The following is a 9,020-nucleotide window of genomic DNA, read 5'->3' on the forward strand; positions in this document are numbered from 1 at the left end:
CCGCCGACCTGCGCCGCCGCGGCCGTGCGGGCGCCGGGGGGCGGGACGAGCGGGCTGCCGTCGGGCCGGTGCGCGAGAGGCTCGGCGAGCCGCGCGAACATCTCGACGTTCGCACGGGCCCACGACGGGCGGTCGACGACCAGCACGCGCGACACCGCGTCGGGCGGGGTGCCGTCGACCGCGATCAGGCCGGTGATGTCGGAGGCGTACCCGCCCGCGCGGTGCGCGGCGTCGCGCAGGCCGTCGACGAGGTCGTGCAGCTCGTCGCGGGTCGCCGTGGGCCCGGGGCGCGAGAGGCGGCCGGCGATGCGGGCGGCCGCGGTCCAGTCGACGGGCGCGGTCTCGTCCATCGGGCCACCGTAGACGCCGCACGCCCCGCCCGTCGCCGCTCGCACCGATCGGCCCCGCCGCTCGCCGCTGCCCGGCGCGACGTCAGGCGCAGCCGCAGCCCGACAGGCTCGTCACGAAGGCGTCGATCGTGGCGCGCGGCGCCCACTGCCCGCCCGCGGGCGTCTGGTCGGCGAGGACGACGAAGACGAGCTGACGCCGGTCGGCGTCGAGGACGGTGCCCGCGAGCGCGGTCACGCCCGGAAGGCTGCCGGTCTTGGCCCGCGCGAGCCCGCGCGCCGGGGAGGAGGTGTAGCGGTCGGACAGCGTCCCGGTGAGGCCGGCGATCGGCATGCCCGTCGCGACCTCCCGGAGCCCCGGGTGCGCAGGGTCGGTCGAGCGGCGCAGCAGCGCGAGCAGCAGGTCGGGCGACAGGACCGAGCCGGAGCCGAGACCCGACGCGTCGGACAGGTGCGCGCCGGTCGTGTCGACGCCGCCCGCGGCGACGGCGTGCAGCACGGCCTGTGCGCCGCCGTCGAAGCTCGCGGGCAGGCCCGCGTCGATCGCGACGAGCCGGGACACGACCTCGGTGATCGTGTTGTCGGACGTGTCGAGGAAGTAGTGCACGACGTCGCCCAGCGGTGCGGACCGCACCTCGCCGACGACGGGCGCCCCGTCGGGCGCTCCCATGCGTGCCGGGGTGCCGGTGACGGTGATGCCGACCTCGGCCAGGCGCTGCACGAAGGTCCGGGCGGCGTGCAGCGACGGGTCGGGGTAGCGGGGCGGGTACTCGCCCTCGCGCATCTTCGCGATGTCCACGCCGAGCGCGGTCACGGGTGCGACGAACCCGGCGGCGACGTCGGCGGGGTTCCACGTCGGGCTGAGCGTCGGGCCGCTGAAGAGCGAGTCGTCGAACCCGAGCGTCACGGTGGTGCGGCCCTGCAGCGTGAGCTCGCGCGCGACCTGCGCCGCGAGGTCGGCGAGGCCGGCGTGCCCGACGGTCGCGTCGGGGTTCCCGGCGCCCGGGGCGAGCATCATGTCGCCGCCGCCGACGAGGACCAGCTGCTCGCCGCTCTGCACGACGGTCGTGGGGAGCGTGACGTCGGGCCCGAGCGCGTCGAGCGCGGCGACGGCGGTGACGAGCTTGGCGGTCGACGCGGGCGTGCGGCCCTGGTCGGGCAGGTGCGACGCGAGCACCTCACCGGTGAGCTGGTCGGCGACGACCACGCCCACGGACGGGCCCATCCGCGGGTCCGCGACCAGCCCGTCGACCAGCCCCTGCACGCTGGTGGCGCCAGGGACGGGCGCCTGGTCGTCGAGCGGCCCGAGCACGGTCGCTGGCTCACCGGGGTCGACCGCGCCGGGCGCGGTCGGGAAGGGGGCGGCGGGCGCGGGCGACGGCTCGAGCGTGACCAGGCCGGGCGCGACGTCGTAGGCGTCCGCGGTCCCGTACGCCGCGCCCGCAAGCACGACGACGAGCACGGCGGTACCGACGACCCGTCCTGCTGTGGCCATGATCACCCTGTCTCTACCGGGGGCGGGGCGGGACCCCCGCGCGCCGGTGCGTCAGACTACTGTCCGAGACAAGGGCGCCCCCGACACCCCGGCGCGCCGTTCACGACGACCGACGAGTCGCCGGGTCCGCCGGCCCCATCGAGGCTGGGCGCGGACGTGGTGCTAAGGAGTGCTGTGGAGTTCGACGTCACGATCGAGATCCCCAAGGGGCAGCGCAACAAGTACGAGGTGGACCACGCGACGGGCCGGATCCGGCTCGACCGCATGCTCTTCACCTCGACCCGGTACCCCGACGACTACGGCTTCATCGAGGGCACCCTCGGTGAGGACGGCGACCCGCTGGACGCGCTCGTCCTGCTCGAGGAGCCGACGTTCCCGGGCTGCCTGATCCGCTGCCGTGCGCTGGGCATGTTCCGCATGCGCGACGAGGCGGGCGGCGACGACAAGGTGCTGTGCGTCCCGACGGGCGACCAGCGCGCCGCGTGGCGTCAGGACATCGACGACGTCTCCGACTTCCACCGGCTCGAGATCCAGCACTTCTTCGAGGTCTACAAGGACCTCGAGCCCGGCAAGTCCGTCGAGGGTGCGCACTGGGTCGGCCGCGCCGACGCCGAGGCCGAGATCGAGCGGTCGCGTCAGCGCGCGATCGACGCGGGGTACAACCACTGACCGAGCACTGAGCCGTGACCCGGCCGCGCCACCGTGCGGCCGGGACGGACGACGACGGCCCGCCACCCTCGACGCGAGGGGCGGGCCGTCGTGCTGCCGGGACCCGAGCGGGGCGCCCGGCCGGCGTGGTCGTCAGGGGCGACCGGCGTAGGGCATGGTGCCCGCCCAGCGCATCGCGACGAGGCGCACGGGCTTGTTGAACGTCGGGGCCTCGATGATCTGGCCGTTGCCCGCCCAGATGGCGACGTGGTGGATCGCGTCGGGGTTGTTCGGGTCGGTGGACCAGAAGACGAGGTCGCCCGGGCGCAGCTGGTCGTACGAGATCTTGAGGACCTGCTTGTACTGGTCGCGCGACGTGCGGTTGAGGTTGACGCCCCCCGCGCTGCGCCACGACGTGCCGGTCAGGCCCGAGCAGTCGTAGCCCTCCGGGCCTACGCCGCCCCAGATGTAGGGCTTGCCGAGCTGGGTCTTCGCCCACTCGACGGCGGCCGCTCCCCCGCCGGCCGAGCCGCGCGAGCGGCCCGTGCCGAGGCCGTACTGACCGCCCGTCGACGGGGGTGTCGTGGGCTGCGCGGTCGAGCCGCCGCCCGTCGACCCCCCACCGGCCGACCCACCGCCGGTCGAGCCACCGCCGGTCGACCCGCCGCCCGTCGATCCGCCGCCGGTCGAGCCACCGCCCGTCGACCCGCCGTTCGAACCGCCGTTGGAGCCACCCGTGGACCCGCCGTTCGTGCCCCCGGTGGAGCCGGTCGAGCCACCGGTCGAACCCGTCGACCCGGACGAACCGCCGCTCGACGCGGGGGGTGCGGTCACGACGGGCGGCCGGAGCGCGGCCTGCCGCGCGGCCTCGTCGGCGCGCGCGCGACGCTCGGCCTCGATCGCGTCCTGCCGCGCCCGCTCCACCTCGGCGCTCGTCTGCCGGGCGGCGGCGAGCGCGGAGATGAGCTGGTCACGCTCGGCGGCGCCTGCGGCGAGCGCGGCGTCGCTGTCCTCCTGCGTCTTCTGCGCGGTGGCCAGCGCGGCGGAGGCGTCCTGCTCGGCGGCCTTCGCATCCGCCTCGGCGGCCTTCGCGCGGTCCGCGAGCACGCTCGAGACGAGCTGCGCCGCGCGGAACTCCTGCACGGCCTCGTCGGCCTTGCCGGTCATCTGCTCGAGCGCGGTGGAGCGCCGGGCGACGTCGCGGAAGCCGTCGGCGGAGAGGACGGCCTGCAACGCCTCGACGTTGCCGCCGGAGCGGGCGGCCTCGCGGGCCATCGCGACGAGCGTCCGGCGCGCGTCCTCGGCGCGGGCGTCGGCGTCGGCGGAGCGCTGCACCGCGTCGGCGGCGGCCACCTTGGCGGCGTCGGCGGCGGCGAGCGCGACGGTGTAGTCCTCGCCGGCCTTCTGCACCGCGAGCTGGGCGGCGTCGGCCTGCGCGGACAGCTGTGCGAGGCGCAGCTCCATCTCGGCGACGGACCGGGCGGCCGTGTCGACCGCGCGGCGGGCGTCGCGCACGTCCTGCGCGGAGGGAGGCGTCGGGTCCGCGGCGGCGACGTCCGCGCCGATGATCCCGGAGGTGGCGACGACGACCGCGGCGGTCACCAGCCGGAGGGTCCGCCGGGGGACCCGGCGCCGGCCCTCGTCTGGACCGAGCACGCTGTCGAACCGCACCACTGCACTTCCTCCGGACGTTCGCACGGGCCCCTCCCCGGGCCCGTTCGCGGTTCGACGCTACTCACGTGCGTCACAGAAGTGAACAGAAGTCACACGAGCAACACGAGTCACACCGTTGTGGTTCGGGACGTATCGGACGTATGCTCACCCGTTCGGCCGACGTCGGCGCTCGGACCACTCCGGTTCACCCGACGATGCCGTCTCACATCACGGGACGGCTGTGTCACCCAGCGGATGGTGGCTCGTACTCTCGGTCGCATGACCCGTCGAATGTGTCGCTGACCAGCGCACGTTCGGCATGCCCGCGGACAGGTGACCGGTCGCCCCGGCCCCCCGCGATGCGCCAGACGCTCGACACGTGCGCCCCTCCCACCCCTTCCGCGGGACGGACGTCGGCTGCCCGAGCTCCCCGCGGACCGAGCACCCACGGATCCCCGAGAGAGAGCAGACCGATGAGCAACGAGAGCTGGAGCTTCGAGACCCGCCAGATCCACGCCGGCCAGGCCCCCGACGCGAGCACGGGCGCGCGCGCCCTGCCGATCTACCAGACGACGTCGTACGTCTTCGACTCCGCGCAGCAGGCCGCGGACCGGTTCGCGCTCAAGGAGCTCGGCCCGATCTACACGCGCATCGGCAACCCGACGACCGAGGTCGTCGAGAACCGCATCGCGAACCTCGAGGGCGGCGTCGGCGCGCTCCTCGTCGCGTCGGGCCAGGCGGCCGAGACGTTCGCGATCCTCAACATCGCCGAGGCGGGCGACCACGTCGTCGCGAGCCCCTCGCTCTACGGCGGCACCTACAACCTGCTGCACTACACGCTGCCCAAGCTCGGCATCGAGACGACGTTCGTCGAGGACCCGCACGACGCCGAGTCGTGGCGCGCCGCGGTCCGCCCGAACACCAAGCTGTTCTTCGCGGAGACGATCCCGAACCCGAAGTCCGACATCCTCGACATCGAGCTCGTCGCCGACGTGGCGCACGAGAACGGCGTCCCGTTGATCGTCGACAACACCGTCGCGACGCCCTACCTCATCAACCCGCTGCAGTGGGGCGCCGACGTGGTCGTGCACTCGGCGACCAAGTACCTGGGCGGGCACGGCTCCGCGATCGCCGGCGTCATCGTCGACGCGGGCCGCTTCGACTACACCGCCGACCCGGAGAAGTTCCCCGGCTTCAGCAAGCCCGACCCGTCGTACCACGGCCTGGTCATCGGCGAGGCGCTCGGCAAGGACGGCGTCTTCGGCGTCAACCTCTCCTACATCCTCAAGGCGCGCATCCAGCTCCTGCGCGACCTCGGCGCCGCGGCGTCGCCGTTCAACGCGTTCCTCATCGCGCAGGGCATCGAGACCCTGTCGCTGCGCGTCGAGCGGCACGTCGCGAACGCGCAGAAGGTCGCCGAGTGGCTCGAGGCGCGCGAGGACGTCGTCAAGGTCCACTACGCGGGCCTCGAGTCGTCGCCGTGGCACGCCAACCAGCTCAAGTACGCACCGCGCGGCGCCGGCGCCGTCCTGGCGTTCGAGATCGAGGGCGGCAGCGAGGCCGGTCAGGCGTTCGTGTCGGCGCTCGAGCTGCACTCGAACGTCGCGAACATCGGCGACGTCCGCTCGCTCGTCATCCACCCCGCGTCGACGACGCACAGCCAGCTCACGCCCGAGGAGCAGCTCCGGTCCGGCGTCACGCCGGGCCTGGTCCGCCTCGCCGTCGGCATCGAGCACGTCGACGACATCCTCGCGGACCTCGACGCGGGCTTCCGGGCCGCCAAGGGCGCCTGACCGTGCCGTCGTCCCCGCCGCCGCCTCGCGGCGAGCCCGCCCACGGCTCGCCCGCGGCGCGCGGCGGGGACGACCCCGTCCCGAGCGGCGAGACCGCGCCGGGGCACCCGTCCGACCCGCCCGTAGATTGGGATCTCGTGCCCGACGACACGTTCACGTTCGCCCCGTCGAGGGCGCACGCGCGCACGCTCGCGAGCCGCGTGCCGCTCCCCGAGCGGCCGCCCGTGCGTGCGTCGTCGGCCTGGCGCGAGGGCGACCCGGTCGGGCGGCGGAAGTTCGCCGACCTCGGCCCGTTCGCGCTCGAGTCCGGTGGGCGGCTGCCCGCGGTGCGGCTCGCGTACGAGACGTGGGGCACGCTGAACGAGGACGGCAGCAACGCGGTGCTCGTCCTGCACGCGCTCACGGGCGACTCGCACGTCACCGGTCCCGCGGGCGACGGGCACCCGACGCCCGGGTGGTGGCAGTCGATGGTCGGTCCCGGCGCGCCGATCGACACCGACGAGTGGTTCGTCGTCGCGCCCAACGTGCTCGGTGGGTGCCAGGGCTCGACCGGTCCCGCGTCGACCGCACCCGACGGGCGGCCGTGGGGCGGCCGCTTCCCGCTGCTCACGGTGCGCGACCAGGTCGCCGCCGAGATCCGCCTCGCCGACCTGCTCGGCATCGACTCGTGGGCGCTCGTCATCGGCGCGTCCATGGGCGGGCTGCGCGTGCTCGAGTGGGCCGTCACGGCCCCCGAGCGCGTCCGGTCGATCGCCGCGATCGCGACCGCCGCGCAGACGTCGGGCGACCAGATCGCCGGCTTCCACACGCAGCTCGCCGCGATCCACGCCGACCCGCGCTACCGCGACGGCGACTACTACGACGCCGCCGACGGCGACGGCCCGCACGTCGGGCTGGGCATCGCGCGGCAGATCGCGCACCAGACCTACCGCAGCGCCGCCGAGCTCGACGAGCGGTTCGGGCGCATCCCGCAGGGCGCCGAGGACCCGCTCGAGGGCGGCCGCTTCGCCGTGCAGTCCTACCTCGACCACCACGGCGACAAGCTCGCCCGCCGGTTCGACGCCAACACGTACGTCGCCCTGACGCGCACGATGATCACGCACGACCTCGGCCGCGACCGGGGCGGCGTCGTCGCGGCGCTCGCGCAGATCACCGCGCGCGCCCTCGTGATCGCGGTCGACTCCGACCGGCTGTTCCCGCCCGCGCAGTCCGCGCGCATCGCCGCGGGCATCCCCGGGGCCGGGCCGGTGCGGACCGTGCACTCGCCGTACGGGCACGACGGCTTCCTCATCGAGGAGGACCAGGTCGGCGCGATCGTCTCGGAGTTCCTGACCGACGAGGTCCGCGCCCGCTGACCTCGTCGCACCCGGCGGGCGGCGCGCGGAGCCCGGGCGCGGACCGTGCCGTCGCACCGTGGACGCGACTTCTGCTCGGACGCGCGACATCGATGTCTCGCCCTCGAGGCGACGTCGCTCGCCGACAGCACGTCGCTCCCGGCAGGCGGGCCGTGTGGCCGGCGCGGAGGGCGGCTCGCGGGTCAGACGGGTGGGTCCGCGGGCCGCGTCTGCGGCACGATGGACGGATGTCCTACACCGACCTCGCTGCCGCGTCCGCCGCCCTGCACGGCCAGTGGGACCGCCTGCGGTCCTGGGTCGCCGAGGTGGTCGACGACGACGTCGTCGACGCGCCGTCGGTGCTGGAGGGCTGGTCGGTCGCGGAGCTCGTCGCGCACCTCGGACGGGCGATGGACGCGCTCGCCGTCTGCACGCCGCTGCCCGACGGGACCGTCCCGTACACGCTCGCCGAGTACGTCGGCACGTACGTCGCACGGGCCCAGGACATCGCCGAGACGACCCGCGACCTCGCCGAGCAGATCGCGCCCGCCCCGCTGCGGGCCGTCGACGCGATGGCGGACGCCGCGTTCGCGAACCTCGACGCGCTCGGCCCGCACGACCGGGTCGTACAGGCGCGCCGCGGCCCCGTGCTGCTGTCGACGATGACCGTGTCGCGCGTGCTGGAGCTCGTGGTGCACGCCGACGACCTCGCGCGCTCCGTGCGCCGCGCCCGCGGCACCGGCACCGGGCCGGACCCCGTCGACCCCACCGCGCTCGCGCTCGTCGCCGACGCGCTGCTCGAGATCGTCGTCGCGCGCGGCGGGTGGAGCCTCGAGGTCGCCGACGCGCGGCGCTGGGTGCGGCTCGCCGCCGGGCGGACGCCGTACGACGTCGACGAGCTGGCCCGCGCGCTCCAGCCGCAGCACACCTCGGAGGCCGTCCCGGACCTCGGCCGGATGCTCCCGCTGCTCTGACGCCGGTCCCCCGGCTCGGTCGCGGACACGCGGTCGGGCCGCGACGCGGCGTCAGGGGAAGCGCGTGAGCAGCTGCCGGCCGACGAGCCCGACCGTCCGGGCGAGGGTGTCGCGGACCGCCGCCGCGAGCGCCGTGACGCCCCGGACCTCCCACAGCACCTGCGCGGACACCCAGGCCGCGTCGCGCGCCTTGTCGATCGAGAAGTTCGTGACGAGGTCGGCGAGCGGCGAGAGGGCGCCCGCGTGCTGCACGACGCACGCGTCGAGGAACGACTGCCGGATCGGCCGGACGACCTCGGCGAGCACGCGGTTCACGCGCTCGAAGTCGGCGTGCACGTCGCCGTCGTCGGGGTCGCACCCACGCGCACGGCAGGTCGCGACGACGGCGAGGGCGAGGTCGAAGTTGATGTGCGCATTCATCCCCGCGAGCGCGAACTGGATCGGCTCGATGCCCCGGACCGCCCGGCGCTCGACGAGCGGCGCCCAGGCGCGCGAGACGGGCCGTTGCGCGACGACGTCGGCCGGGACGTCGAGGAACAGCCGCGCGAAGCGCACGTCGAGGTCCTCGACGAACGCCGGGTCGCGGAACGTGCCGTCCACGAGGCGCAGCGCCACGAGCGCCGTCACGCGGCGGTAGACGTCGAGGAACACCCCGAGCCCGTCGTCGCGCGCCCAGCCGGCGCGCAGCGCGTCGGCGACGAGCGCGAGCGCGGTGGGGTCGACGGGGTCCGGCCCGGTGCCGGTGCCGCGGGCGCGGCGCACGGAGCGCGCGAGGT

Annotated in this window: 8 protein-coding genes; 4 read left to right on the forward strand and 4 right to left on the reverse strand. The window is 75.2% G+C overall.

What is annotated here, in order from left to right:
- Positions 1-350, reverse strand: a 350-nt coding sequence (locus tag OMK64_RS19335) for a zinc-dependent metalloprotease (RefSeq protein WP_272729988.1), incomplete at its 3' end; no start/stop codon positions are given.
- 82 nt (positions 351-432) lie between these two features.
- Positions 433-1,842, reverse strand: coding sequence for a D-alanyl-D-alanine carboxypeptidase/D-alanyl-D-alanine endopeptidase (dacB, locus tag OMK64_RS19340; protein ID WP_272729989.1), 1,410 nt, complete (start codon positions 1,840-1,842; stop codon positions 433-435).
- Between the two features lie 174 nt (positions 1,843-2,016).
- Here dacB and OMK64_RS19345 point away from each other — a divergent pair, with 174 nt between their 5' ends.
- The gene (locus OMK64_RS19345; RefSeq protein ID WP_272729990.1) at positions 2,017-2,511 is read left to right on the forward strand and encodes an inorganic diphosphatase; all 495 of its coding nucleotides are present in this window, start codon (positions 2,017-2,019) and stop codon (positions 2,509-2,511) included.
- A 132-nt stretch (positions 2,512-2,643) separates the two neighbouring features.
- On the opposite strand, the gene OMK64_RS19350 is transcribed toward OMK64_RS19345, so the two are convergent.
- Positions 2,644-4,092, reverse strand: a complete 1,449-nt coding sequence (locus OMK64_RS19350) for a C40 family peptidase (RefSeq protein WP_272729991.1) — start codon at positions 4,090-4,092, stop codon at positions 2,644-2,646.
- 524 nt (positions 4,093-4,616) lie between these two features.
- On the opposite strand from OMK64_RS19350, the gene OMK64_RS19355 reads away from it, so the two are divergent.
- The 3 genes from OMK64_RS19355 (at position 4,617) to OMK64_RS19365 (ending at position 8,244) form a co-directional block, all read left to right on the forward strand.
- Positions 4,617-5,936 (forward strand): bifunctional o-acetylhomoserine/o-acetylserine sulfhydrylase, encoded by a 1,320-nt coding sequence (locus tag OMK64_RS19355; protein ID WP_272729992.1) that lies wholly within the window; start codon positions 4,617-4,619, stop codon positions 5,934-5,936.
- Positions 5,937-6,073: 137 nt separating this feature from the next.
- Positions 6,074-7,291, forward strand: a complete 1,218-nt coding sequence (gene metX, locus OMK64_RS19360) for a homoserine O-acetyltransferase MetX (RefSeq protein ID WP_445292862.1) — start codon at positions 6,074-6,076, stop codon at positions 7,289-7,291.
- A gap of 227 nt (positions 7,292-7,518) precedes the next feature.
- On the forward strand, positions 7,519-8,244 hold the full coding sequence (locus OMK64_RS19365; RefSeq protein WP_272729993.1) for a maleylpyruvate isomerase N-terminal domain-containing protein: 726 nt from the start codon (positions 7,519-7,521) through the stop codon (positions 8,242-8,244).
- A 51-nt stretch (positions 8,245-8,295) separates the two neighbouring features.
- On the opposite strand, the gene OMK64_RS19370 is transcribed toward OMK64_RS19365, so the two are convergent.
- Positions 8,296-9,020, reverse strand: a 725-nt coding sequence (locus tag OMK64_RS19370) for a DUF5995 family protein (protein WP_272729994.1), incomplete at its 5' end; no start/stop codon positions are given.

Source organism: Cellulomonas fimi (assembly GCF_028527925.1).
GTDB classification, from domain to species: Bacteria; Actinomycetota; Actinomycetes; order Actinomycetales; family Cellulomonadaceae; genus Cellulomonas; species Cellulomonas fimi_C.